Raw genomic sequence first — 25,383 nt, 5'->3', positions numbered from 1 at the left:
CGCGAGTCCAGGCCGTTCGGTTGGAACATAGGGGGATCGCATTGCGCGCCCGTTCGTCTATGGCGGACATCCTATGCTGACCGAACTTTCCATTCGCGACGTGGTGCTGATCGAAGCGCTGGATCTGGGATTCGGCGAGGGGCTTGGCGTGCTCACCGGCGAGACCGGTGCGGGCAAGTCGATCCTGCTCGATGCGCTGGGCCTCGCGCTCGGCGGGCGCGGCGACAGCGGCCTAGTGCGGCACGGTGCCGCGCAGGCCGTGGTGACCGCGACGTTCGATGCTCCTGCCCCCGAGTCGCCGCTCGCGCTGCTGTTCGACGAGAACGGGGTGGAGATCGAGCGCGGCGAACCGCTGATCGTGAAGCGGATCGTCAAGGCGGATGGTGGCAGTCGCGGGTTCGTCAACGACCAGCCCGCGTCGGCGGGGCTGTTGCGCGAGATGGCACCGCATCTCGTCGAGATTCACGGACAGCATGACGAGCGCGGGCTGCTCAACGCGCGGGGGCATCGGGCGTTGCTCGACATCTTCGGGCGGACCGAGCCGGGCGCGACGGGCAAGGCGTATGCGGCGTTTCGTGCTGCTGAGGCTGAGCTTGCCGCCGCTCGCGCGGACATCGAGACGGCGGCGCGCGATCGCGAATGGCTTGAGCATACGGTTGCCGAACTGACCGCGCTGGCGCCGGTCGCGGGCGAGGAAGAAACGCTGGCGGATACGCGGCGGTCGATGCAGCGCGCGGAGAAGATCGCCGACGATCTCGCCGCGATCGACGATTTCCTCGAGGGCAAGGACGGCGGGATGGCGAAGCTGCGCCAGGCCGCGCGCGTGCTCGAGCGGATCGCGGAGGATCATGTCGCGCTCGGCAATGCGCTGGCGGCGGTGGATCGTGCGGTGATCGAGGCTTCGGTCGCGGAGGAGAGCCTGCGCGATGTGCGCGCCGAGATGGCGTATGATCCGCGCGCGCTGGAGGATGACGAGGCGCGGTTGTTCGAGCTTCGGGCGATGGCGCGCAAGCATCGCGTGCAGCCGGACGATCTTGCGGCGCTGGCGGACGAGATGCGTGCGCGGCTGGAGCGGCTCGATGCGGGCGAAGGCGGGATCGCGAAGATCGAGGCACGCGTGGCGTCGGCGCGGAAGGCCTTCGATGCGGCGTCGGATGCGTTGACTAAGCGACGGTTGGCGGCGGCGAAACGCCTCGACGTGGCGGTGGCGGGCGAGTTGGCGCCGTTGAAGCTCGACGCCGCGCGGTTCCAGACCGTCGTCGCGCCGCTGGGTGAAGAGGGCTGGTCGGCGGCGGGCAAGGACCGCGTCGAGTTCGAGATTTCGACGAACCCCGGTGCGCCGTTTGCCGCGCTGACCAAGATCGCGTCAGGCGGCGAATTGTCGCGCTTCATCCTCGCGCTGAAGGTCGCGCTGGCGGAAGAAGGTGGCGCGTCGACGATGGTGTTCGACGAGATCGACCGCGGCGTCGGCGGCGCGGTGGCGAGCGCGATCGGCGAACGACTCGCGCGGCTGGCGCAGAGCACACAGCTGCTGGTGGTGACGCACAGCCCGCAGGTCGCGGCGCGGGGGGCGAAGCATCTGCTGATCGCGAAAAGCAGCGACGGGACGGTCACGCGGACCGGTGTCCACGCGTTGTCCGAGGACGAACGCCGCGAAGAGATCGCCCGGATGCTGTCCGGCGCGCAGATCACCGACGAAGCGCGCGCACAGGCGGAGCGGCTGCTCGAGCGGGCCTGAAATCGGGGACGTTTCGACAACTTCTCCCCCCTCCCTGAAAGGGAGGGGCCGGGGGTGGGTCGGCTTCCGCGCATTCGGACTGTGGTGGCACAAGCCGGCCTACCCACCCCCACCCCCTCCCTTTCAGGAAGGGGAGCCGACATGCTCCGGGGGCGAGGGTATCCGAAGTCGATCCGATCAGGGCATCGCCTGCCGCGGATGGCGGTGGCTAGGAAGAGCGCGAGCGCGAATACTGGGGACGTTTTCGGCACCCCCGCGTCTAACCACCCCGGCGGAGGCCGGGGCCCAGTTGGGTGACAGCATTTGGCGATTTCCTCCAACCGTTACAGCGACTTTGCCAACTGGGCCCCGGCCTTCGCCGGGGTGGTGGCCTTAGGGGTGTGCCGCACCGCATGGCCCGCGCCGGTTCGAACCCCTCAGTCGCGAAAACTCGGATCGATCCGGTCGAGCTTCCGCAGCAGCGCCGGCCACGCCAGGCCGTCGGCCAGCATCCGCATCCCGGGGCCGCTAGACTGACCCTCGACCTTCTCTGCCACGCCCTGATTCGGGGTGTTGAGATTCTCGCGCCCCGCGCTCAGCATCAACACCTGCGCCTCGCACGCGCGTTCGAGGAAATACATGCGGAGGAATGCCTGCGGGATCGACTCGCCGACGGTCAGCGTGCCGTGGTTGCGCAGGATCATGCTGTGCTTGGTACCGAGATCCGCGACCAGCCGCTCGCGCTCCTCGAGTTCGGTCGCGATGCCTTCGAAGTCGTGATACGCCACGTCGTGCCCGGCGATCATCGCGGTCTGCGTGTGCGGGAGCAGCCCCTCCGCCATCGCCGATACCGCCTGGCCGTGCGGCGTATGCAGATGCAGTACCGCGACCGCATCGTCGCGCGCGGCGTGGATCGCCGAGTGGATCACGAACCCCGCGCGGTTGACCGGTGCGGGCGTGTCCATGACCTTGTTGCCGTCGACGTCGATCTTGACGAGCGACGACGCGGTGATCTCCTCGAACATGTGCGTGTAGGGATTGATCAGGAAATGATGCTCGGGGCCGGGCACGCGCGCCGACAGGTGCGTGAAGATCAGATCGTCCCAGCCGTAATAGGCGATCAGGCGATACGCCGCGGCGAGGTCGACGCGCAGCGCCCATTCCTCGGGCGACACGAGATCGCGTATCGTCGGCTCGGTCCTGAGTGCGGTCGCCATCATCCATCTCCTTTTGTTATGCGTGTCGCATAGCATGGCGCAGCTCACGGAAATGTCGCCGGATTGACAATCCCGGCGATCGGCCGACACTCCCGCGATGTCTTCGATCGATCATGCGCTGCTAGAAGCGGACTCGTGGTTCGGCGCGGTACCGGCCGCGCGACGCGCGCTGCTGTTGCAGGAGGCTAGCGTGCGATCGGTGCCGGCGGGCACGCGGCTCTACGGCGTCGGCGATCCGCCCGACGGGTTGTGGGCGGTGATCGAGGGGCAGGTCCGGCTGATCGGCTATCCCGCGATCGGCGCGGAAATGGTGGTGCTGATGATGGGACCGGGCACGTGGTTCGGCGAGCTGTCGACGCTCGACGCGGGGCCGCGGCCTCACGATGCGATCGCGTTCGGACCGGCGCGCGTGCTGCATATCGGGATCGAGGCGTTCCGGCGGCTGGCGGGCGAGACGCCGGAACTCTGGTGGGACATCGCGCTGCTGGCGTGCGCGCATCAGCGCGCGTCGCTCGCGTTCATGATGAACACGCTGTCGCAGCCGATCCCGGTCCGGCTCGCGCGGATGCTCGGCGGCATGGTGCGCGCGGCAGGGGGCGACAGCGTCGCACTCCGCCAGGAGGATATCGCGGCGATGATCGGGGTGTCGCGGCAGACGCTCAACAAGGCGTTGAAGGCGATGGAGCGCGAGGGGGTGATCGCGCTGGAGTATGCGCGGATCAGGGTGGTGGATGCGGAAGGGCTGCGGCGGTTGGGCGCCGGGTGAGCCGTCCCGCCACATGAATACCACCACCCCGGCGAAGGCCGGGGCCCAATTGGGGGAACAGTGACAACGATGCGCATCGCTCCGTTACTGCGACCTTGCCAATTGGGCCCCGGCCTTCGCCGGGGTGGAGTCGGTTGGAAGGACCGGTGGTGGCGCGTCCGTTACAGCACGCCGCTACCACCGGTCGCCGCGAACGCGCTGCCGCTGGTGAAGCTCGTCCCCGTCTCCGCCAGCGTGACGTACAGCGACGCGAGTTCGGCCGGCTGACCCGCCCGGCCGAGCGGCGTGTCCTGCCCGAACTCGCCCATCTTGCCCGGCAGCTGCCCGCCCGCGACCTGGAGCGGCGTCCATACCGGCCCCGGTGCGACCGCATTGACGCGGATCCCCTTCTTGCCGAGCTGCTTCGCCAGCCCCTTGGTAAAGATCAAAATCGCGCCCTTGGTGGTGGCGTAGTCGAGCAGTTCTTCACCGGGACTGACCGAATTGACCGAGGCGGTGTTGATGATCGACGCGCCCGGCTTCATCAGCGGGATCGCCGCCTTGCAGAGGTGGAACATCGCGTAGACGTTGGTCTTCATCGTCCGGTCGAACTGCTCGAAGCTGATCTCGGCGATCGACTCCTTCGACTGCTGGTAAGCGGCGTTGTTGACGAGGATATCGAGCCCGCCGAGTTCGCGGTTCGCGCGCGCGATCAGGTCGGTGCAGAATTTCGCATCGGTCAGGTCGCCGGGGATCAGCACGACCTTCCGCCCCTCGGCACGGAGCAGCTTCGCCACGTCCTGCGCGTCGGGCTCCTCGCTCGGGTAATAGTTGATCGCGACATCGGCGCCTTCGCGCGCAAACGCGATCACCGCCGCGCGGCCGATCCCCGAATCGCCGCCGGTGACCAGCGCCTTCCGCCCCGCGAGCCGTCCCGACCCGCGATAGCTCGCCTCGCCGCAATCGGGGACGGGGTGCATGTCGCGCTGGAGCGCGGGCCATTTCTGGCGCTGTTCGGGGAATGGCGTCGAAACGAAGCGCGTCTGCGGATCGGCGAGCGGCGCGGCGCCTTGCGCGAAGGCGGGCGCGGCGGCGGCGGCGAGGCCGGTTACGGCGGCGCCCTTGAACAGGTCTCGGCGGCTAGTGTCGGTCATGATGGCGCATCCTTGGGAAAAATTCTCTTGGGATGTCAGCGCGCAAGTCGGGCGAATGTTCACCCCATGTTGATCGAGGTCTTGTCGAAAGACGCCCCCCTCCCCTAACCCGGAGCGATGACCGACCTTCCCGCGACCGAGATCGAAGCCGCCGCCGAACTGGAGACGCTCGCCGCGCAGATCGCGTATCATAACGCACGCTATCATACCGACGACGCGCCCGAGATCAGCGACGCCGACTATGACGCGCTGGTGCGGCGCAATGCGGCGATCGAAGCGGCGTTTCCGGCAGCGGTGCGGAGCGATTCGCCGAGCCGGACCGTGGGGGCGGCACCCGCGGGGCATCTCGCGAAGGTCGCGCATGCGAAGGCGATGATGAGCCTCGACAATGCATTCGCGGACGAGGAGGTCGAGGAGTTCGTCGCGCGCGTGCGCCGGTTCCTGAAGCTGGCGGACGACGCGACGGTGGCACTGACCGCGGAGCCGAAGATCGACGGGCTGTCGTGTTCGCTGCGGTACGAGGAGGGGCGGCTAGTGCAAGCGCTGACGCGCGGCGACGGCCAGGTCGGTGAGGACGTTACCGCCAACGTTCGAACCATCAGCGACATCCCCGCAACTTTGTTCTTCCGCGAAGGCGGGAGTCCAGACTGGGCTCCCGCCTTCGCGGGAGAACAAGAGAGAGAGGGCATCCCCGCGGTCTTCGAGGTTCGCGGCGAGGTGTATATGGCGAAGGACGATTTCGCCGCGCTCAACGCGCGCCTGCTTGCCGACGCCGAGGAGACCGGCAAGGACGCACGGCAGTTCGCCAATCCGCGCAACGCCGCCGCCGGGTCGCTCCGCCAGAAGGACGCGAGCGTCACCGCGAGCCGCACGCTCCGGTTCCTCGCGCATGGCTGGGGCGAAGCGAGCGTCGTACCGGGCGAAACGCAGGCCGAGGTCGTCGACACGTTGCGCGGCTGGGGCTTCCCGATCGCCGAAGGGTTCGCGCGGGTCGAAGGAACGGCCGCCGCGCTCGACGTGTACCGCAAGATCGAAGCCGAGCGCCCCGACCTGCCGTTCGACATCGACGGCGTCGTCTACAAGGTCGACCGGCTCGATTGGCAGGCACGACTCGGCCAGGTCGCGAAGGCACCACGCTGGGCGATCGCGCACAAATTTCCTGCCGAGCGTGCGCAGACATTGCTCGAGAAGATCGACATCCAGGTCGGCCGGACCGGCGCGATGACCCCGGTCGCGCGACTGTCGCCCGTCACGGTCGGCGGCGTCGTCGTCACCAACGCGACGCTGCACAATGCCGACGAGATCGAGCGACTCGGCGTGCGGCCGGGCGACCGCGTCCTCGTCCAGCGCGCCGGCGACGTGATCCCGCAGATCGTCGAGAACCTAACACCGGATGCAGAGCGCGAGGCGTATGTCTTCCCGCATGTCTGCCCCGAATGCGGGTCCGCCGCCGAGCGCGAGGAAGGCGAGGTCGTCTATCGCTGCACCGGCGGGCTGATCTGCCCGGCGCAGCGAGTCGAGCGGCTGATCCACTTCGCCTCGCGCCACGCGTTCGACATCGGCGGGCTCGGCCAGACGCTGATCGAGGCGTTCTTCCGCGATGGGCTGATCGAATCGCCCGCCGACATCTTCCGCCTGACCGAGGAGCAACTCGCCGCGCGCAAGAAGGACGGGCGCGTCTGGGCGGCGAAGGTCATCGCGGCGATCGAGACCAAGCGGACGATCCCGCTCGACCGCTTCCTGTTCTCTCTCGGCATCCGCCACGTCGGCGAGATTACCGCGCGCGACCTCGCGCGACGCTATGTGTCGGCGCGCGCCTTGAGTTCGGTGTTGCGTCACGCCGTGTTCCTGCGCACTCAGATCGAACCGGTCATCGGCGAACCCGAGCGGAAATTCGTCCTCCGCCGCGACAAGCTGCTGGTCGGCGCGATCGAGACCGCCGGGATCGGCCCCGAGGTGGCGAGCGCGCTGATCGGGTTCTGCGCCGAACCGCACAACCGCCGAGTCGTGTTCGACCTGTTGCGCGAAGTGAAACCGGCGGATGTCGTCCACGAAACCCGCGAATCGCCGGTCACCGGCCAGATCCTGGTCTTCACCGGCAGCCTGGAGACACTCAGCCGCGACGAAGCCAAGGCACAGGCGGAAGCGCTCGGCGCGCGCGTCGCGGCATCGGTGTCGAGCAAGACCGGGTTGGTGATCGCCGGACCGGGGGCGGGCTCCAAGCTTAAAAAAGCCACCGAACTGGGCATCCGCGTCATCACCGAAGCCGAATGGGCGGAGATCGTCGCCGCGAGCTGAACTCCGTAACGGCCTGTTGCGAAACGGTTCTAGCGCGACCGAAACGGTTCGACTCCGTGGCTTTTTTGCAACGCGGCATGACCGAGTGCGGATGTGACAATAGACGACTCGCCAATGTCACATATCCGAAATATTCCACGTGCAGGGCCGGATTAACACGACATGAAGTCGCGAAATCCAGAGCCGAAGGCTCAAAAGGGGTATTACTGATGCGGAACAACCTTTTCCTGGGTGTGGCGGCGATTGCGCTGGTCGCACCGATGGCGGCCTCTGCGCAGGAGACGACCTCGTCGATCCGCGGCACCGTGACGTCCGCCGGAACGCCCGTCGTCGGCGCGACCGTCGAGATCACCAACACCCTGGCCGGCAGCCGCGCGACCGCGATCACCGACAACTCGGGCTCGTTCAACGTCAACGGCCTGCGCGCCGGCGGTCCCTACACCGTCGCTGTCAACGCGACCGGCTATTCGGCGACGCAGGTCACCGACATCACCACGACCGTCGCGCAGGCGTTCGACGTGCCGATCGAACTGAATTCGGAAGCCGGTGGCGGCAACGAGATCGTCGTGACCGCGGCGCGCCTGCCCAATGCCCGCTCGATCTCGCAGGGTCCGACGACCGTGCTGAACGCGGTGCAGATCGCCAACATCGCCTCGGTCAACCGCGACATCCGCGACCTCGAACGCCGCGATCCGTTCGCCCGCCTCGACGACAGCCCCTCGGGTGGCCGTTCGGTCTCGTTCGCCGGCCAGAATGCGCGCTACAACCGCTTCACCGTCGACGGTGTGTCGGTCAGCGACAATTTCGGGCTCAACAGTGATGGCCTTCCCAGCCGCCGCTCGCCGATCCCGCTCGATGCGATCGGCCAGTTCCAGGCGCAGGTCGCGCCGTACGACGTCCGCCAGGGCAATTTCCAGGGCGGCGCGGTCAACATCGTGCTGAAGTCGGGCACCAACGACTTCCACGGCACCGGCTTCTATTCGCAGTCGCGCGACGAGTTCGTCGGCAAGAAGACCAAGGACCTGACCGTCAGCGTCCCCAACTTCAAGGTCGAGAATTTCGGCGCCGAGCTGTCCGGCCCGATCATCAAGGACAAGGTGTTCTTCATGGTCGCCGGCGAGCGCCTGCGTGGCGGTCGTCCGATCGCGGAAGGTCCGATCGACAACAATGTCGGCAACGGCGTTCCCGGCGTGCTGCAGAACTCGGTCGATCAGATCAGCGCGATCGCCAAGTCGGTCTACAATTACGACACCGGCGGCGTGCTGCGTAACCTCGGCGACAAGGACGACCGCGTCGTCGCCAAGATCGACGCGAACATCACCGACACCCAGCGGCTGTCGCTGACCTACACCTACGCCAACGACGCGATCAACCTGCTCAACAACACGTTCCTGACCGCGCCGACCGGCCTTGGCCTCGCATCGAACGCCTATGTCTCGGGCAACCGCCTGCACACCGGCGTCGCGCAGTTGAACTCGACCTGGAGCGACAGCTTCTCGACCGAAGTCCGCGGCTTCTACAAGAACTACACGCGTATTCAGGAGCCGGTGCTCGGCCGCGGCTTCGCGCAGTTCCGCGTCTGCACCAACCCGACCAACCCGGCCGGCGGCTCGCTGACCGCGTGCGACAACAACGCCGGTGTCGTGTCGTTCGGTCCGGACAGCTCGCGCCAGACCAACGCGCTCAAGACCGAGACCTGGGGCGGCCTGGCGCAGGCGCGCCTGACGATGAACGACCACGACGTGCGCGTGTTCACCGAGATTTCGAGCGTCTCGATCTTCAACTCGTTCCTGCAGAACTCGTCGGGCAATTATTACTTCGACTCGATCGCCGACTTCCAGGCGCAGCGCGCGAACTCGCTCGGCTACGGCAACGCGATCCCGTCGCTGGTGCCCGAGGATGCCGCGGCGACCTTCGGCTATCAGAGCTACACGTTCGGCGTGATGGACTCGTGGAAGGTGACGCCGACGCTGAACGTCAGCTACGGCGCGCGCTACGACCTGTATGCGATGGATGACAATCCGACGCTCAACACCGCGTTCGCGTCGCGCTATGCGAACGGCGCGATCGTCAACGGCAAGGTCGTCCAGATCGGCACCAACACCGCCAACATCTCCGGGTTCGGGCTGTTCCAGCCGCGCGCCGGGTTCGACTGGAAGCCTGCCAACCGTGTCAGCATCCGCGGCGGCGGCGGCATCTTCGGCGGCGGCACCCCCGACGTCTATGTGTCGAACAGCTTCTCGAACACCGGCGTGCTGAGCAACTCGATCTCGATCAACCGCTCGGCATCGGGCTTCACCGGCGCGACCACCAACGCGGTGACCGGCGCCGCGGCGCTGAACGGGGTTACGGGGACCAGCATCCCGACCGCGGTCAACACGCTCCTCACCAACGCGACGGTCTCCACCGCCTCGACGACCAATGCGCTCGACCCGAACTTCAAGATCCCATCGCAGTGGCGCGCCACGCTGACTGGCGAATATACCGCCAACCTCGGGCCGCTCGGCGACAACTGGGTGTTCGGTGCGGACTTGCTGTATTCGAAGGTTCGCGAGCAGGTGTATTTCACCGACATCCGTTCGGTGCCGATCACCGGTTCGCTGACGCCGGACGGCCGCCAGCGCTACCAGAACCTGATCGACGGTCCGAACAGCACCAACACGAACACCGACATCCTGTTGACCAACACCAACAAGGGCCGCGCCTATATCGCGGTCGCGCGGTTCGACAAGACGTTCGACTTCGGCCTGAACATCAACGGCAGCTTCACCTATCAGGACGTCAAGGACGCGGCACCTGCGACCTCGTCGACTGCCGGCTCGAACTATAGCAACGGTGCGTTCGCCGATCCCAACAACGTTCAGTACGGCATCTCGAACGACCAGGTTAAGTACTTCTTCAAGTACGGCGTGAACTACGATCACGCGTTCTTCGGCGATTACAAGACCACGTTCGGCCTGTTCGGCGAATCGCGGATTGGTCATCCGTTCAGCTACACGTTCCAGGATTTCGGCGCGAACCGGTCGTCGGTCTTCGGTACGACGGGTGTCAGCTCGGGCACCGGTGTCGGCGGCAACCGCTATCTGATGTACGTCCCGACCGTGAATGATGCGCGCGTGTCGTACAGCAGCACTGCGGTCGAGAATGCGGTCAACGCGTTCATCGACTCGTCGGGTCTGGCGAAGTATCGCGGCAAGGTCGCGCCGCGCAACGCCTTCCACTCCAAGTGGTTCACGCGTCTCGATCTTCACTTGGCGCAGGAAATCCCGACGTTCCTGAGCGGATCGCGCGTGACGCTCTTCGCCGATATCGAGAACTTCACCAACTTCATCAACAAGAACTGGGGCCAGCAGCGCGAATACGCGTTCCCGTACAACACCGCCGTCGTCCGCGTGCAGTGCATCGCGACGCCGACCCCGACCGGTGCGTCGATCGCCGGCGTCGTTGCCAACACCGCCGGTCAGCCCTGCGCGCAGTATCGTTACTCGCCGGTCGGCGGCGGTACGAGCTTTGCCGCCCAGCAGGACCAGATCTACGTGAACCAGTCGCTCTACTCGATCCGTATCGGCGCGCGCTTCACGTTCTGATCCGCGCCTGACGTGATGGAATGACGAGACCGCCGCTTCCCACGGGAGCGGCGGTCTTTTTTTGTCCGCCACGCGACCGCTAACGACAGCCGTCGATCGCAAGTCGCCACAGGTTAAGACCGCGCGGAAGATCGGTTGCCGGCCCAAGACTTGGTTTTGCGTGGGCTAGGCTCGGCGTGTAAGAGCCGATGCCATCATGGCTACGCTTCCCGTTCCTGCCCCGCCGACCGCACCCAGCACGCACGGATCGAGCGCGGCCGGATCCGTGCGTGGCACCCGATCGCTGCCCTTCACCGCGCGGCCGTTCTTCGAGAATAAAAGCCGCGCGTTCTGGACGTTGCAGGCGGTCGGGTGGAGCGGATACCTGCTGCTGCGCGGCGTCGTGTCGATCTCGAACGGCGTGACGCTCGATGTCGTGATCCCGGTGATCGTCGAGGCGATCCTCGGCTATTGCATCACGCTGCTGCTCTCGACCTTCTACGGGATGTATCGCGGGTTGCCGCGCCTTGTGGCGATATTCCTGACGATCGCGACGCTCGCCGCGGCCACCTTCCTGTACGCGGTGCTCGACGCGTTCACCTTCTCGTTCATCGCGAGCGCGACGCCGGGGGTGACGCTGGGCCGGTTGCTGGTGTCGATCTACATCACCTTCACGGTGCTGTTCGGGTGGTCCGCGCTGTATTTCGGGATCAACTTCTATCTGATCGTCGAGCAGCAGATCGACCAGATGGAGCATCTCGAGAACCAGGCGTCGTCGGCGCAGCTGGCGATGCTGCGCTATCAGCTCAACCCACACTTCCTGTTCAACACGCTGAACTCGATCTCGACGCTGGTGCTGCTCAAGCAGACCGAGCGGGCGAACGCGATGCTGAGCCGACTGTCGTCGTTCCTGCGCTATACGCTGGCGAACGAGCCGACCGCGCATGTTACCGTGGCGCAGGAGGTGGACCAGCTGAAGCTGTATCTGGAGATCGAGAAGATGCGCTTCGAGGATCGGATGCGACCGAAGTTCGAGATCGATCCGCGCGCCGAACGCGCCCGCCTGCCCTCGCTGCTGCTGCAACCGCTGGTCGAAAACGCGATCAAATATGCCGTCACGCCGCAGGAGGAAGGTGCCGAAATCTGCGTCGAAGTGCGGCTCGCCGGGGAACGCGTGCAGATCGCCGTATCCGATACCGGTCCGGGCTTGATCGAGGGCCGGATCGGTTCAAGCCATTCGACCGGCGTGGGGCTCGCTAATATTAGAGACAGGTTGGCTCAGGCATATGGGCCCGACCACCGTTTCGAAACCCGCTCCACGCCGGCTGGCGGCTTCTCGGTGGAAATCGAGATACCGTATCAGCTGGAAGACGTGAACAGAGAGGCCTCATGACCATCCGTACCATTCTCGTCGACGACGAGCCGCTGGCGATCCAGGGGCTGGAACTCCGACTCCAGGCCCATGAAGACGTCGAGATCATCGAAAAATGCTCGAACGGCCGCGAGGCTATCCGCGCGATCAAGACGCACAAGCCCGACCTGGTCTTCCTCGATATCCAGATGCCGGGGTTCGACGGGTTCTCCGTCGTGCAGGGGCTGATGGAAGTCGAGCCGCCGTTGTTCGTGTTCGTCACCGCGTATTCGGACCATGCGTTGCGTGCGTTCGAGGCTCAAGCGGTCGATTATCTGATGAAGCCGGTCGAGGAATCGCGGCTGGCCGATACGATCGAGCGGGTTCGGCAGCGTTTGAGCGAAAAGCGCGGGGTCGAGGAAGTCGATCGGTTGCGCGAAGTGCTGGCCGATGTCGCGCCGGATGCGGCGGCGGACATGCCGGATGGGGACGCGGTGTCGGCGAACCGGTTCGAGAAGCTCATCAACATCAAGGATCGCGGGCAGATCTTCCGCGTCGATGTCGACACGATCGAGCGGATCGATGCGGCCGGCGATTACATGTGCATCTATACCGGCGATAATACGCTGATTTTGCGCGAGACCATGAAGGATCTGGAGAAGCGGCTCGATCCGCGGCGGTTCCAGCGGGTGCATCGGTCGACGATCGTGAATTTGGATTTGGTGAAGCAGGTGAAGCCGCATACGAATGGGGAATGTTTCCTGGTGCTGAATTCCGGGGCGAGCGTGAAGGTTTCGCGGTCGTATCGTGATGTGGTCGCGCGATTCGTTCACTGAGGTGAGGCGGGGGCGTGACCGCGCCCCACGTCCCGTCACCCCGCCACTTCCCGTCATCCTGACGAAAGTCAGGATCCAGAGCCATTGAGGGCATCGCCCGTTACTCTGGATCCTGACTTTCGTCAGGATTACGCACGCCCGGGGTTTGGTCGGGGCGAGCTTTCGGGAGCGCGCCCTTCCACGTCCGTCCTTGCCGATCGAGGTCCCGACTTTCGTCGGGATGACAGGGGTGCGCTCCCTTAGCGGGCGCTTCCCCCGTTTCCCGTGGCCATTAACCAGTCCCTAAACCCCGCGGCCTAGAGCGGGGGGATGAAGACGTCGGGTTACGGCCTTTATCCGCATGCGCTGATCAGCCTGCCTGCGTTGGTGATGGCGACGTCGTGCGTGCCGGCGGATCGGCCGGCGGCGATCGCTCGGGTCCAGCCGGAGCGGAACTCGCGCGCCTTGCTGAGCCGGATGGCGTTGCATGTGCCGGACGACATCTCCGCAAAGATCGCGACGGCCGCGCCTGATGCATCGTTTGCGGCTGCGGCAGCTTTCGTCGCGCCGCCGTTTCTGACTTCGAACTCAGTCGACGATGCGAGCCGCGCGGCCGAGTGCCTGACGGCGGCGGTGTATTACGAGGCGCGGTCGCAGTCGGAGGATGGGCAGCGGGCTGTGGCTCAGGTGGTGTTGAACCGCGTGCGCGACCGGGCCTTTCCGAACAGCGTGTGTGGGGTCGTGTATCAGGGGGCCGAGCGGCGGACCGGGTGCCAGTTCAGCTTTACGTGCGACGGCTCGATGAACCGGGCGCGCGAGTCGGGGGCTTGGGATCGCGCGCGGGCGGTTGCGAGCGCGGCGCTTGGTGGGAGCGTGTATGCGCCGGTCGGGGCGGCGACGTCGTTTCATACGACGAGCATTTTGCCGTGGTGGGCGTCTAGTCTTGCCCGCATCACTACGGTTGGGGCGCACGTGTTCTATCGCTGGCAGGGGGCGCTGGAGCGGGCGCTGACGTTTCGGCAGGCTTATGCTGGGGTGGAGCCTGGGGTTCGGGGTGATGGCTTTTCCGGTGGTGGCGTGACGGCGGTCGCGGCGCAGGTTGCTGGGGTTTCGGTGCATTATGGCAATCGGGACGACGTTGCGGACTCGGGTGCGGAGCCGGCCGATGCGCTGCATGGGGTGACGGTGCACCGGGGGGCGCTGCGTTCTGGCTCGACGATGGCGGGCGCGGCGATTGTTCAGACGCGGCTAGTTTCGGGGGTGCGGATTCATGTTGGTGGGCGGGCTTCTGCGATGATCGGCAGTGGCACCGGGGGCGACGCGGTCGTTTCAGACGAAACCTAACCACTCCCAGGATACCACCCCGGCGGAGGCCGGGGCCCAACTGGGGAACGTTGCTAACGGCGGATGGCGCTCCGTTACGACCACCTTTCCACTTGGGCCCCGGCCTTCGCCGGGGTGGGAGTAATGCGGGATAGTTTTGGTGGCGGCACTGCCCCTTCTTGTTCCCCCGCGGAGGCGGGGGAACAAGGTATCGGGCGGTGGCATTAGTGATCCTGGCCCCCGCCTTCGCGGGGGAACAGCTACTTTCGATCGGTCGCTCACCGCTCGATCGTCGCCCCTACCCCTCCCCTCGCAAAACCATGCTGCATCTGCTAACGGGACGCGCATGCTGAACCTGAACAATATCACGGTGCGCCTGGGCGGACGCGTTATCCTCGATGGCGCCACCGCCGCGTTGCCGCCGGGCTCGCGCGTCGGGCTGATCGGGCGCAACGGCGCGGGCAAGTCGACGATGGTGCGCGTGATCGCAGGGCAGCTGGAGCCCGACGACGGCTCGGCCGACATGCCGAAGGGCGCGCGGATCGGCTACCTCGCGCAGGAAGCGCCGCACGGCGTGAAGACCCCGTTCGAGACCGTGCTCGAAGCCGATCTGGAGCGCGCCGCGCTGATGATCGAGAGCGAGACGAGCGAGGATCCCGACCGGCTCGGCGACGTGTACGAGCGGCTGATCGCGATCGACGCCTACACCGCGCCGGCACGCGCCGCGCAGATCCTGCTCGGGCTCGGCTTCGACGAGGACATGCAGGCGCGGACGCTCGACAGCTTCTCGGGTGGCTGGAAGATGCGCGTCGCGCTTGCCGCGCTGCTGTTCTCGCAGCCGGATCTGCTGCTGCTCGACGAGCCTTCGAACCATCTCGATCTCGAAGCGGTGATGTGGCTGGAGGACTTCCTCAAGGGCTACAAGGCGACGATCGTGGTGGTCAGCCACGAGCGCGATTTCCTGAACAATGTGGTCGATCACATCCTGCATCTGCAGGGCGGCAAGATCACGCTGTATCCGGGCGGCTATGACGCGTTCGAGCGGCAGCGTGCCGAGCGCTTGGCGCAGATCGAGGCGGCGCGCGCCAACCAGGCGGTGCAGCGCGAGAAGCTGCAGGAATATATCGCCAAGAATTCGGCTCGCGCTTCTACGGCCAAGCAGGCGCAGTCGCGGCAGAAGATGCTGTCGAAGATGCAGCCGATCGCCGAGAGCTACAACGATCCGACGCTGTCGTTCGGCTTCCCCAACCCGACCGAACTGCGCCCGCCACTGATCACGCTCGACATGGCGACCGTGGGCTATGCCGACGTGCCGATCCTGAAGCGGCTCAACATGCGGCTCGATCCCGACGACCGGGTCGCGCTGCTCGGGCGCAACGGCAACGGCAAGACCACGCTCGCGCGGCTGCTGGCGGCGCAGCTGACACCGATGGACGGCGAGATGTCGTCGTCGGGCAAGATGAAGGTCGGGTATTTCACCCAGTATCAGGTCGAGGAACTCGATCCGACCGATTCGCCGATCGAGCATATGTCGCATCTGATGAAGGGCGCGACTCCGGCCGCGGTGCGCGCGCAATTGGGGCGGTTCGGGTTCTCGGGCGACAAGGCGACGACGCGGGTCGGCAAGCTGTCGGGCGGCGAGCGTGCGCGTCTGGCGCTGGCGCTGATCACGCGCGATGCGCCGCATCTGCTGATCCTCGATGAGCCGACCAACCATCTGGACGTCGATGCGCGTGAGGCGCTCGTGCAGGCGCTGAACGCGTATACCGGCGCTGTCGTACTGGTCAGCCATGACCGGCATATGCTGGAACTGACCGCGGATCGGCTGGTGCTGGTCGATGACGGGACGGCGAAGGAATTCGACGGCAGCCTCGACGATTACATCGCGTTCGTCCTGAAGGGCGATGGCGGCAAGGGCGACGCCGCGTCGAAGGCGGACAAGAAGGCCGGCAAGAAGGCTGCGGCCGAGGCGAAGAGCAACGATGCGGCCCTGCGGAAGGCGCTGCGCGAGATCGAGGAGCAGACCGCGAAGTTCACCAAGGAGCGTAATGCTCTGGATCGCGCGATGGTCGATCCGGCGACTGCGGAGCCGCGGTTCTCGCGGATGTCGATGGGGGATCTGAGCAAGCGTCGCGCCGAGGTGCATGCGAAGCTTGAGGCCAGCGAGGCGAAGTGGCTCGAGGCTAGCGAGGCGCTGGAGGGCGTGGCGGCTTAGCCTTCACCCCGTCATCCTGACGAAAGTCAGGATCCAGAGTTACAGACGGTGGCGCCTGTAACTCTGGATCCTGGGTCGAGCCCAGGATGACGAGATAGGTCAGGGTAGATGCACGTGGGCTCAGCCCTCGTCGGTGTCCGCGTCTGCTGCCGGACGTTCGAACCAGGCCTCGACCGGGCCGACCAGCTTCAGCGTCAGCGGGTTGCCGTTGCGGTCGACCTTCTTGCCGAGCGCGACTCGGATCCAGCCTTCCGAGATGCAATATTCCTCGACGTCGTGGCGGACCTTGTCCTTGAAGCGGATGCCGATACCGCGTTCGAGCAGGTCCTGCTGGAAGAACGGACTGCGCTGGTTGATCGACAGGCGATCGGGAGGGGTATCGCCGGTGGCGGCGGCTTCGGTCTCGGGGGTGTTGGGCGTATCGGTCATGGTCGCGCGTCTAGCGGCAAGCACTGGCTTCACGCCACAAAAAAGGCACCCGACGAAAAAGCGGCGCCGGGATTGCTCCCGACGCCGCCTGTCGATCTCGTGATCGGATCAGTTGCAGACCCGCACCGAAACCCGGTCGCCATAATAGGGGTCGACCCGCCATTCGTTCCAGCACCGCGGCGCATAATAGGTCGCCACCGGTGCCTCGTAATAGACCCGCGGGGGCGGCGGGGGCGCGTCGTAATAGCCGCGGTCGTAATAGCGCGGCCGGTTGCTGCTGGCGATCGCTGCGCCGACGCCGAGGCCGAGGATACCGCCGAGCACCGCTGCGCCCGCGACATTGCCGCCGCCACGATGGTGATAGCCGCCCCAGCCGCCGCCGTAGCCCCGGCCATACCCACCCCAGCGCTGTGCATCGGCCGGCGCGGCGGCAGTGAGTGCCGTAGCCGCCAAAGCGACGCCCAAACCCGCCTTCTTGAAAAACCCGTTCATCTTCCGAACTCCGTTACTAGTTACGCCCGGTCCGCTTGGGACAAACGCATAAGTGTCCGACCGTGTTTCAGGATTTAGGCGATTCGGTCTGAACCGGTTCGGAACGGGTTGTTAACCCACGGTATAGCTGGAGTCCCGGTCGAGGACACAGGCTCTCGGCCCGGCTGGGTATTGTTCACGAATATCGGATAGGGTGCTGCGATGCGCAGGATGATGACGACGCGAGCGATCGCCTTTGCCGTGCTCGGCGGGAGTGCGGTGCTGATCGGTGGGCTGGCCTTGTCCGGGTCGCCGGTGAGGGTGCGGGCGGTCGAGGCGCCTGCGCGGGTGGCCCAGGTCGCTGAGCCGGTTGCGAAAGCGGCGCCGAAGCCGGTTGCCGTCGCTGCCGAGGAGCCGGCCGACGCGTATGTCGTCAAGCGGGTGCTGAACGTTCCCGAGCCTCTGCGGCATGGCGCGTATTACTGGGATACGGAGGGCGTGCCAGAGGGGCCGATCGTGATCACGATCGATCTGGTGGCGCAGACCTTGTCGATCTTTCGCGGCGGGTACGAGATCGGGACGGCGGCGGTGATCTACGGCGCGGACGAGAAGCCGACTCCGCTCGGCGTGTTCAAGATCACGCAGAAGGACGCGCATCATGTGTCGAACCTGTACGGGGCGCCGATGCCGTACATGATGCGACTGACCAATGATGGGGTTTCGATCCATGGCAGCGCGTTGATGGATGGGAAGTATGCGACGCATGGCTGCGTTGGGGTGCCGACTGCGTTTGCGAAGCTGATTTTCGAGCAGGTTAAGCTTGGGGATCAGGTGATCGTTACGAGTGGGGAGATGTTGGCGCGAGGTGGGCGGATTACTGCTGCTTGAGGGGGCGGTTTTCGGCGGTAGCGCGCGGGATGCCGCGGATCGTCCACTCCGTCATCCTGACGAAAGTCAGGATCCAGAGTGACGGCTGGCGACCTTCGTGGCTCTGGATCCTGACTTTCGTCAGGATGACGGTAGCGCGCATGATCGCTACCGCGTTGACTGCTGCTTCGTGCCGCCCTTCCCACCCACCACCACCAACGTCCGTCATCCCCGCGTAGGCGGGGATCCATATCCTCTGACGTCTGCACTTTACTCGCTAGGCTAGCCAGTATGGGTTCCCGCCTCCGCGGGAATGACGGCGCGTGGCTGGGTGATCGGGTCGGGCCAAGCAAACAGAAAAGGGCCGGAGGTTTCCCCCCGGCCCTTCTTAATTTCCTGGCCAGCGCGACACGGCAAAGCCGCGTCGTCGGACCTCGCCTGAGCGAGGCCGGCCGAGCTTGTAAGCTTGGCCGGCTTCGCCGTGTCAGGCTTACGCGCTCTGCTTAGCCCGGCTCGCCCGCTTGCGCTCGTTCGCATCCAGGAAGCGCTTGCGCAGGCGGATCGACTTCGGCGTGACTTCGACCATCTCGTCGTCGTCGATGTACGCGATCGCCTGCTCCAGCGTCGCGCGCTTCGGCGGGGACAGGCGGACCTGGTCGTCCTTGCCGCCCGACGCACGGAAGTTGGTCAGCGCCTTGGTCTTCATCGGGTTGACCTCGAGGTCGTCCGGCTTGGCGTTCTCGCCGACGATCATGCCCTCATAGAGCGCCTCGCCGTGGCCCACGAACAGGATGCCGCGCTCTTCGAGCGGACCCAGTGCGTAGTTGTTCGCCTCGCCCGAACCGTTCGAGATCAGCACGCCGTTCTTGCGGCCCTCGATCGCGCCCTTGTGCGGACCGTACTTCTCGAACAGCCGGTTCATGATCCCCGTGCCGCGCGTGTCGGACAGGAATTCGCCATGATAGCCGATCATCCCGCGCGACGGTGCCGAGAAGGTGATGCGGGTCTTGCCGCCGGTCGACGGACGCATGTCGGTCAGCTCGGCCTTACGCGTGTTCATCTTCTCGACGACGGTGCCCGAATGCTCTTCGTCGACGTCGATGATGACGGTCTCGTACGGCTCGGTTTTCTTGCCGTTCTCGTCCTCGCCGAACAGCACGCGCGGACGCGAGATGCCCAGCTCGAAGCCTTCGCGACGCATCGTCTCGATCAGCACGCCGAGCTGAAGCTCGCCGCGACCGGCGACTTCGAAGCTGTCCTTGTCGGCCGCCTCGGTCACCTTCACGGCGACGTTCGACTCGGCTTCGCGGAACAGGCGCTCGCGGATCATGCGCGACGTCACCTTGGAGCCCTCGCGGCCCGCCATCGGCGAATCGTTCACGGCAAAACGCATCGACAGCGTGGGGGGATCGATCGGCTGCGCGTGCAGCGGCTCGGTCACCGTGATGTCGGCGATCGTATCGGCAACCGTAGCGACCGAGAGACCTGCCAGCGAGATGATGTCGCCGGCCTTGGCTTCGTCGACGGGAACGCGCTCGAGACCACGGAACGACATGATCTTGGACGCACGACCGGTCTCGATGATCTTGCCGTCGTTATCGAGTGCGTGGATCGGCTGGTTGGTCTTCACGGTACCCGAATTGACGCGACCGGTGAGGACGCGGCCGAGGAACGGATCGCGATCGAGCAGCGTGACGAGGAAGGTGAACGGCACGCCGGCGACTTCCACGGCGGGCGGCGGCACGTGCTTCACGATCGTCTCGAACATCGGGATCAGCGTGCCTTCGCGCGCGTCCATGTCGGTCGAGGCATAGCCGTTGCGACCCGATGCGTAGAGCACGGGGAAGTCGAGCTGGTCGTCGTTGGCGTCGAGCGACACGAACAGATCGAACACTTCGTCGAGCACTTCCTGGATGCGCGCGTCGTTGCGATCGACCTTGTTGACGACGACGATCGGCTTCAGGCCGAGCGCCAGCGCCTTGCCGGTGACGAACTTGGTCTGCGGCATCGCGCCTTCCGACGAATCGACCAGCAGGACGACGCCGTCGACCATCGACAGGATGCGCTCGACTTCGCCGCCGAAATCGGCGTGGCCGGGCGTGTCGACGATGTTGATGCGGATGCTCTCGGATTCGCCGGGAGGGGTCCAGTCGACCGAGGTCGGCTTGGCGAGAATGGTGATGCCACGCTCTTTTTCGAGGTCGTTCGAATCCATTGCGCGCTCTTCGACGCGCTGGTTGTCGCGGAAGGTGCCGGACTGGCGGAAGAGCTGGTCGACCAGCGTCGTCTTGCCGTGATCGACGTGCGCAATGATCGCCACGTTGCGGAGGCTCATGAATGTATTCTCTTGATCGAGGAACGGGGTTGGCGCGCGCCATAGCGTAATTGTTGCGCCGCGGGAAGATGCAGCGGCATTTCGTCGCCTTTAGAGGGAACCTCCGCGGCGCTTGTATGTTCCGGCGGCGAGAATAGCACGAGGATCGCGGACCGCCAGCATTGCCCTCAGCGCGGCGCGTTTGTCGGGGGCGGCGGCATAGTAACGCTGCCAGATCCGCAGCCCCATCCAATAGCCGAGTTCGGGTGGCCAGCCGGCGGGCGGCGTGGAGTAGTTGCCGATCCAGCGGGCGTACGCCTTGGCTTCGGGCGAGCCGTCCTCGGGGTCGTCCTTGTCGGTGAGCTTGCGGGTGAGCGCGATGTCGACCTGCATCTGGCGCCAGAGTTCCGCCTCGCGAGGGGTAGCCCAGGTCGCACGGGCGGCGTCGGGCTCCTCGCCGGTAACGAGTTGCGCGATGAAGTCGGCGGCGCCCTCGACGAGGATCGCGGTGAGCAGCGGGTCGCGGGCGAGCGTCATGCCGGCGTCCTGCTGGAAGGAATGCACCGTCTCGTGTGCGAAGAAATGGCGGAGCGTCTGGCGGAGTTTCTCGGGCGTGGGCGACATGCGGCAGAGGACTTCGAGACCGAGTACCTGGGCGCCCGGCTTCGCGGTGCCACCGGACGTGTTCGCGCCGAAGACTATATAGACCTGCGGGAGCTTCACGTCGGGGAGTGCGCCGTGGAGACCGAGATAGATCGCGCGGAGATCGGCGGTGGCGGTCTTGGCGGCGGGGAGGCAGGTCTTGATCGCCTGCGCGTAGCGGGTGGGGCTGGCGGCGATGGCGCGCGCGAGCGTGTCCGCGTCGACGATCCGGCCGGGGGTGAAGACGCCGATGCCGAAACTGCCCTTGTCGAGATAGTCGCGTTTGAGTTGCGCGGTGGTGGGTTTGCCTTTGGTCTTGGCGAACAGCGCGGCGAAGCGGTCGGCGTCTTCGGTGTGGATCGTGGCGGCGAGCGGGTCGGCTGGTGGAGGGCGATTCGTGGCCGCCGCGGGGAGGAGGGCGAGCGCGAGGATCAGCGGGCGGAGCATGGTACGTAGCGTATCGTGTGTTTGTCGGGGCGCCAGAGCGGATATGCAATTCTCCCCGCCAGGGGGAGGTGTCGCCGAAGGGGACGGAGGGGGAGGATACGAAACCAGCGTGGTCGCTTGCCGCCCCCTCCGTCAGGCTACGCCTGCCACCTCCCCCTCGCGGGGGAGGATCGTGAGGTGGCGGCGACCTGCAACGCCCCACTCTCTATCCTACCCACCCCGGCGGAGGCCGGGGCCCAGTTGGAATGGTGGCAATAACGGCGTGCCGCGACCCGTCAGCGACGTCCCCCAACTGGGCCCCGGTCTCCGCCGGGGTGCTGCACACCCTTGCAGGTCATCCCCGCGGAGGCGGGGACCCATATTCTCAGGAGGCTGGCGACTTTGTCTCGAGGCCTGCCAGTATGGATCCCCGCCTGCGCGGGGATGACGTGGGCGGTATCAGAATCCCTCCAGCACGATCTTCCCCTTGGCCGTGTGGCTCTCGATCCGCTCATGCGCCTTCCGCAAATTCGCCGCATCGATCTTCCCGAAATTCTCCGCGAGCGTCGTCCGGATCGTCCCCGCATCCACCAGCCGCGCGACCTCATCGAGCAACTTGCCCTGCTCGCCCATGTCCGCGGTCTGGAACAGCGAGCGCGTGTACATCAGTTCCCAGTGCACCGAGATCGACTTCTGCTTCAGCGGCACGATGTCGAGCGTCTTCGGATCGTCGATCAACACCAGCCGGCCCTGCGGCGCGAGCAGCTCGCCGATCTCGGCGATGTGCTCGTCGGTATGCGTGGTCGAGAACACGAACCCCGGAGCCCCCAGCCCCAGCGCCTCGACCTGCGCGGCGAGCGGCTTGCGGTGGTCGATCACGTGATGCGCGCCGAGCTCCTCGACCCAGCCGCGCGTCTCGTCGCGCGACGCCGTGGCGATCACCGTCAGGTCGGTAAGCTGCCGCGCGAGCTGGATCGTTATCGAGCCGACCCCGCCTGCCCCGCCGATGATCAGGATCGCGTTCGCCGCGCCGGGAACGGGCTTGCGCACGTCGAGCCGGTCGAACAGCGTCTCCCACGCGGTGACCGAGGTCAGCGGCAGCGCCGCCGCCTGCGCCCAGTCGAGCGATGCCGGCTTGTGCCCGACAATGCGCTCGTCGACGAGGTGATACTCCGAATTGGTACCCGGCCGGTCGATCGCGCCCGCGTAGAAGACTTCATCGCCGACCTTGAACCCGGTCACGTCCGGGCCAACCGCGACGACGACGCCCGATGCGTCCCAGCCCAGCACCTGCGGCTTGCCGTCCGGATCTTCGCGACGCTGGCGGATCTTGGTGTCGACCGGGTTGACCGAAATCGCCTTGACCTCGACCAGCAGGTCGCGCCCCGCCGCTTCGGGCTTGGGAAGATCGAGGTCGACGAGCGACCGCGGATCGTCGATCGGGAGCGACTTGGTATAGCCGATGGCGCGCATGCTGGAACTCCTGTGATGTCGCCGACAAGCTGTCCACGCGCGCGCCCGGTTTCAAGGAGAGCTGTTGGCAAGCCCAAGTGTATTATCTATATACGCCACTTGAACGCAGGGCGGGTTGCAGCCACGATGCCCACCGAACGGAGACACAAGCATGGCGACGACCCCGAACACGCTGACGGAAGAGCCGGGCCTGGTGCTGACCCCGCCCGATCCGGTGCCCACGGTCGCGGCCGCGAAGGCGTCCGGGCTGGTGCCTGTCGATGCCGGTGTGAAGTCGCAGCTGGAGGAGCGCGTGTCGGGCTTCGTTACCGATCTCGTCGCGCAGGACGTCAACTCCCCCGAATTCGGCAAGCGGGTCGACGCGATCACGGCAATGGGCGCGAAGGAAATCCGCGACGCCGCCGGCCAGTCGAACCGCTTTCTCGATCGCCCGGTCAAGGCGATGGATCAGGAGACTGGCGTCGGCAAGGATCTCGCCGAGCTGCGCCGCGTCGTCGAGGATCTCGATCCGGGCAAGAAGGGCAACCTCACCGCGCCGCAGAAGCTGTTCGGGATCATCCCGTTCGGTGGCAAGATGCGCAATTATTTCGACGGCTATAAGTCGTCGCAAACGCACATCGCGCAGATCCTGAAGAGCCTCGGTTCGGGCAAGGACGAGCTGCTGATGGACAATGCCGCGATCGATACCGAGCGCGCGAACCTGTGGGCGGCGATGGGCCGGCTCGAGCAGATGATCCATCTGTCGAAGACGATGGACGCCAAGCTGGAGGACGTCGCGAACGACCTCGACCACACCGACCCTGCCAAGGCGAAGGCGATCCGCGAGACCGCGTTGTTCTACACGCGCCAGCGCACGCAGGATCTGCTGACTCAGATGGCGGTCACCGTGCAGGGCTATCTCGCGCTCGATCTGGTCAAGAAGAACAATGTCGAGCTGGTGAAGGGCGTCGATCGCGCGTCGACCACGACCGTCTCGGCGCTGCGCACCGCGGTGACGGTAGCGCAGGCGCTGACCAACCAGAAGCTGGTGCTGGAGCAGATCACCGCGCTCAACACGACGACCGCGAACATCATCGATTCGACCGGCAAGCTGCTCAAATCGCAGACCGCGCAGATCCACGAACAGGCGGCGTCGGCGACGATCCCGCTGGAGACGCTGCAACGCGCGTTCCAGAATATCTACGACACGATGGACGCGATCGACGTCTTCAAGCTGAAGGCGCTAGATTCGATGAAGGTCACGGTCGGCGCGCTGTCGAACGAGGTCGACAAGTCGCGCGGGTATATCGCGCGTGCTGAAGGGGCGACGCAGGGCCAGCTTGGCGGACCCTCCGCCAGCCCGTTCAAGCTGGAGGCGATGTAACCCTCGTGAGCGAAGTCGACGACGCCATCGCCAGCGCCCGCGCCTCCTGGTCGCGCATTTCCGACGACCGGACGGGCGCCGTCATCGCACGCTCGCCATCGCGAGGACGGGCTCGGCAGACGCAGGCGATCGGCAAGCGGCTGACCCGGATCGCGGTCGCCGACGTCTCGATCCTGATCGCGGCGATGGTGATCGGCTGGATCGTCCCGCTCGGGATCGGCGGCGCGATGCTGGTGATGGCGCTGCTGGTCGCCGCCACGGTGTTGTTCGCGGTCTGGCCTGCGGAACGCGCGCCCACGCCAGAGCGCCTCGCGGCGGTCGACATCCGAGCGCTCCCTGCGCAGACCGAACGCTGGCTGGAGGCGCAGCGCCCAGCCCTCCCCGCGCCGGCGATGACGCTAGTCGACCGCATCGGCCTGCGCCTCGAAACGCTGACCCCGCAGCTCGCGACGCTAGACGCGAACACGCAGGACGCCATCGACGTCCGGAAACTAATCGGCGAACAGCTCCCCGCCTTCGTCAAGGATTACGAGAAAGTCCCGGCGTCGCTCCGGACCACCCCGCGTAACGGTCGCACGCCCGACGCCGAACTGGTCGACGGCCTGAAGCTGATCGAACAGGAAATCGGCGAGATGACCGCCCGCCTCGCACAGAGCGACCTCGACAATTTGTCGACTCGCGGTCGGTTCCTGGAGATGAAGTACAAGGATTGAGGCGGTGAAACGTACCCGGCTCAGCGTCTGTCGCAGGAAGGCACGCTTCGTCTCCGAAGCTGACGCGCTCCTAGTGGCGCAAACCGGACGCGTACCACTCAGGGCCTATCGGTGCGACCGCTGCCTACAATTCCACCTGACCAGCCGGACAAAGGGCAAGCGCGTGCCTGGGGCGCCAACATAATTTCGAACGGAGAGGAAACCGTGTGGTCGGGGCAAACCGAGCCTGCAGTGTGAGGCTGATTCTTGAAGTTCGCGTGCAGGGGGTGAACACGCAGCAAGAT

18 protein-coding genes are annotated in these 25,383 nt (G+C 65.9%); 11 read left to right on the top strand and 7 right to left on the bottom strand.

The genetic code is table 11. The features are described from left to right. Positions 1 to 73: 73 nt before the first annotated feature. Positions 74 to 1,738, top strand: a complete 1,665-nt coding sequence (recN, locus tag C8J47_RS01930; RefSeq protein WP_121884224.1) for a DNA repair protein RecN — start codon at positions 74 to 76, stop codon at positions 1,736 to 1,738. Positions 1,739 to 2,154: 416 nt separating this feature from the next. Here recN and C8J47_RS01925 read toward each other — a convergent pair whose 3' ends face one another. Further along, positions 2,155 to 2,934 (bottom strand): class II aldolase/adducin family protein, encoded by a 780-nt coding sequence (locus tag C8J47_RS01925; RefSeq protein ID WP_121884701.1) that lies wholly within the window; start codon positions 2,932 to 2,934, stop codon positions 2,155 to 2,157. 97 nt (positions 2,935 to 3,031) lie between these two features. Here C8J47_RS01925 and C8J47_RS01920 point away from each other — a divergent pair, with 97 nt between their 5' ends. After that, positions 3,032 to 3,700, top strand: coding sequence for a Crp/Fnr family transcriptional regulator (locus tag C8J47_RS01920; protein WP_121884223.1), 669 nt, complete (start codon positions 3,032 to 3,034; stop codon positions 3,698 to 3,700). 161 nt (positions 3,701 to 3,861) lie between these two features. Here the strand turns inward: C8J47_RS01920 and C8J47_RS01915 are convergent, their stop codons facing one another. Beyond that, positions 3,862 to 4,833, bottom strand: a complete 972-nt coding sequence (locus C8J47_RS01915) for an SDR family oxidoreductase (protein ID WP_121884222.1) — start codon at positions 4,831 to 4,833, stop codon at positions 3,862 to 3,864. A gap of 117 nt (positions 4,834 to 4,950) precedes the next feature. On the opposite strand from C8J47_RS01915, the gene ligA reads away from it, so the two are divergent. The 6 genes from ligA (at position 4,951) to C8J47_RS01885 (ending at position 16,401) form a co-directional block, all read left to right on the top strand. After that, positions 4,951 to 7,131 (top strand): NAD-dependent DNA ligase LigA, encoded by a 2,181-nt coding sequence (ligA, locus tag C8J47_RS01910; RefSeq protein ID WP_121884221.1) that lies wholly within the window; start codon positions 4,951 to 4,953, stop codon positions 7,129 to 7,131. 209 nt (positions 7,132 to 7,340) lie between these two features. Then, a complete protein-coding gene (locus tag C8J47_RS01905) occupies positions 7,341 to 10,718 on the top strand; it encodes a TonB-dependent receptor (RefSeq protein WP_121884220.1) in 3,378 nt (1,125 codons plus the stop codon). A 196-nt stretch (positions 10,719 to 10,914) separates the two neighbouring features. Beyond that, entirely contained in the window at positions 10,915 to 12,090 is a 1,176-nt protein-coding gene (locus tag C8J47_RS01900) for a sensor histidine kinase (RefSeq protein ID WP_082470895.1), read from the top strand. Further along, complete coding sequence (locus C8J47_RS01895; protein ID WP_031393111.1) at positions 12,087 to 12,884, top strand: LytTR family DNA-binding domain-containing protein; 798 nt, start codon at positions 12,087 to 12,089, stop codon at positions 12,882 to 12,884. The genes C8J47_RS01900 and C8J47_RS01895 overlap by 4 nt, the downstream gene beginning before the upstream one ends. A gap of 309 nt (positions 12,885 to 13,193) precedes the next feature. Continuing rightward, positions 13,194 to 14,207, top strand: a complete 1,014-nt coding sequence (locus tag C8J47_RS01890; RefSeq protein ID WP_121884219.1) for a cell wall hydrolase — start codon at positions 13,194 to 13,196, stop codon at positions 14,205 to 14,207. A gap of 325 nt (positions 14,208 to 14,532) precedes the next feature. Further along, positions 14,533 to 16,401 carry an ABC-F family ATP-binding cassette domain-containing protein gene (locus C8J47_RS01885; RefSeq protein ID WP_121884218.1) on the top strand — a complete coding sequence of 623 codons (1,869 nt, stop codon included), beginning with the start codon at positions 14,533 to 14,535 and terminating at the stop codon, positions 16,399 to 16,401. Positions 16,402 to 16,521: 120 nt separating this feature from the next. Here the strand turns inward: C8J47_RS01885 and C8J47_RS01880 are convergent, their stop codons facing one another. Next, a complete protein-coding gene (locus tag C8J47_RS01880) occupies positions 16,522 to 16,830 on the bottom strand; it encodes a DUF3297 family protein (RefSeq protein WP_121884217.1) in 309 nt (102 codons plus the stop codon). A gap of 108 nt (positions 16,831 to 16,938) precedes the next feature. Continuing rightward, positions 16,939 to 17,322 carry a hypothetical protein gene (locus tag C8J47_RS01875; protein ID WP_056051987.1) on the bottom strand — a complete coding sequence of 128 codons (384 nt, stop codon included), beginning with the start codon at positions 17,320 to 17,322 and terminating at the stop codon, positions 16,939 to 16,941. A gap of 201 nt (positions 17,323 to 17,523) precedes the next feature. Here C8J47_RS01875 and C8J47_RS01870 point away from each other — a divergent pair, with 201 nt between their 5' ends. After that, positions 17,524 to 18,189 carry a L,D-transpeptidase family protein gene (locus tag C8J47_RS01870; protein ID WP_121884216.1) on the top strand — a complete coding sequence of 222 codons (666 nt, stop codon included), beginning with the start codon at positions 17,524 to 17,526 and terminating at the stop codon, positions 18,187 to 18,189. Between the two features lie 469 nt (positions 18,190 to 18,658). Here C8J47_RS01870 and typA read toward each other — a convergent pair whose 3' ends face one another. The 3 genes from typA to C8J47_RS01850 form a co-directional block, all read right to left on the bottom strand. After that, positions 18,659 to 20,503, bottom strand: a complete 1,845-nt coding sequence (typA, locus tag C8J47_RS01860) for a translational GTPase TypA (RefSeq protein WP_121884214.1) — start codon at positions 20,501 to 20,503, stop codon at positions 18,659 to 18,661. A 90-nt stretch (positions 20,504 to 20,593) separates the two neighbouring features. After that, on the bottom strand, positions 20,594 to 21,571 hold the full coding sequence (locus C8J47_RS01855; RefSeq protein WP_121884213.1) for a DUF2268 domain-containing putative Zn-dependent protease: 978 nt from the start codon (positions 21,569 to 21,571) through the stop codon (positions 20,594 to 20,596). Between the two features lie 438 nt (positions 21,572 to 22,009). Then, positions 22,010 to 23,023: a zinc-binding alcohol dehydrogenase family protein gene (locus tag C8J47_RS01850; RefSeq protein ID WP_121884212.1), complete on the bottom strand. Its 1,014-nt coding sequence runs from the start codon at positions 23,021 to 23,023 to the stop codon at positions 22,010 to 22,012. A 151-nt stretch (positions 23,024 to 23,174) separates the two neighbouring features. On the opposite strand from C8J47_RS01850, the gene C8J47_RS01845 reads away from it, so the two are divergent. Together C8J47_RS01845 and C8J47_RS01840 are read left to right on the top strand one after the other, a co-directional pair. Next, positions 23,175 to 24,386, top strand: a complete 1,212-nt coding sequence (locus C8J47_RS01845) for a toxic anion resistance protein (RefSeq protein WP_121884211.1) — start codon at positions 23,175 to 23,177, stop codon at positions 24,384 to 24,386. A 5-nt stretch (positions 24,387 to 24,391) separates the two neighbouring features. Continuing rightward, positions 24,392 to 25,099 carry a hypothetical protein gene (locus C8J47_RS01840; RefSeq protein WP_121884210.1) on the top strand — a complete coding sequence of 236 codons (708 nt, stop codon included), beginning with the start codon at positions 24,392 to 24,394 and terminating at the stop codon, positions 25,097 to 25,099. Positions 25,100 to 25,383 lie beyond the last annotated feature (284 nt).

The sequence above is a fragment of the Sphingomonas sp. PP-F2F-G114-C0414 genome, assembly GCF_003688595.1.
Classification (GTDB): domain Bacteria; phylum Pseudomonadota; class Alphaproteobacteria; order Sphingomonadales; family Sphingomonadaceae; genus Sphingomonas.
Note: the sequence above shows the minus strand (reverse complement) of the source record. Positions and strands in the feature narration are given on the sequence as shown.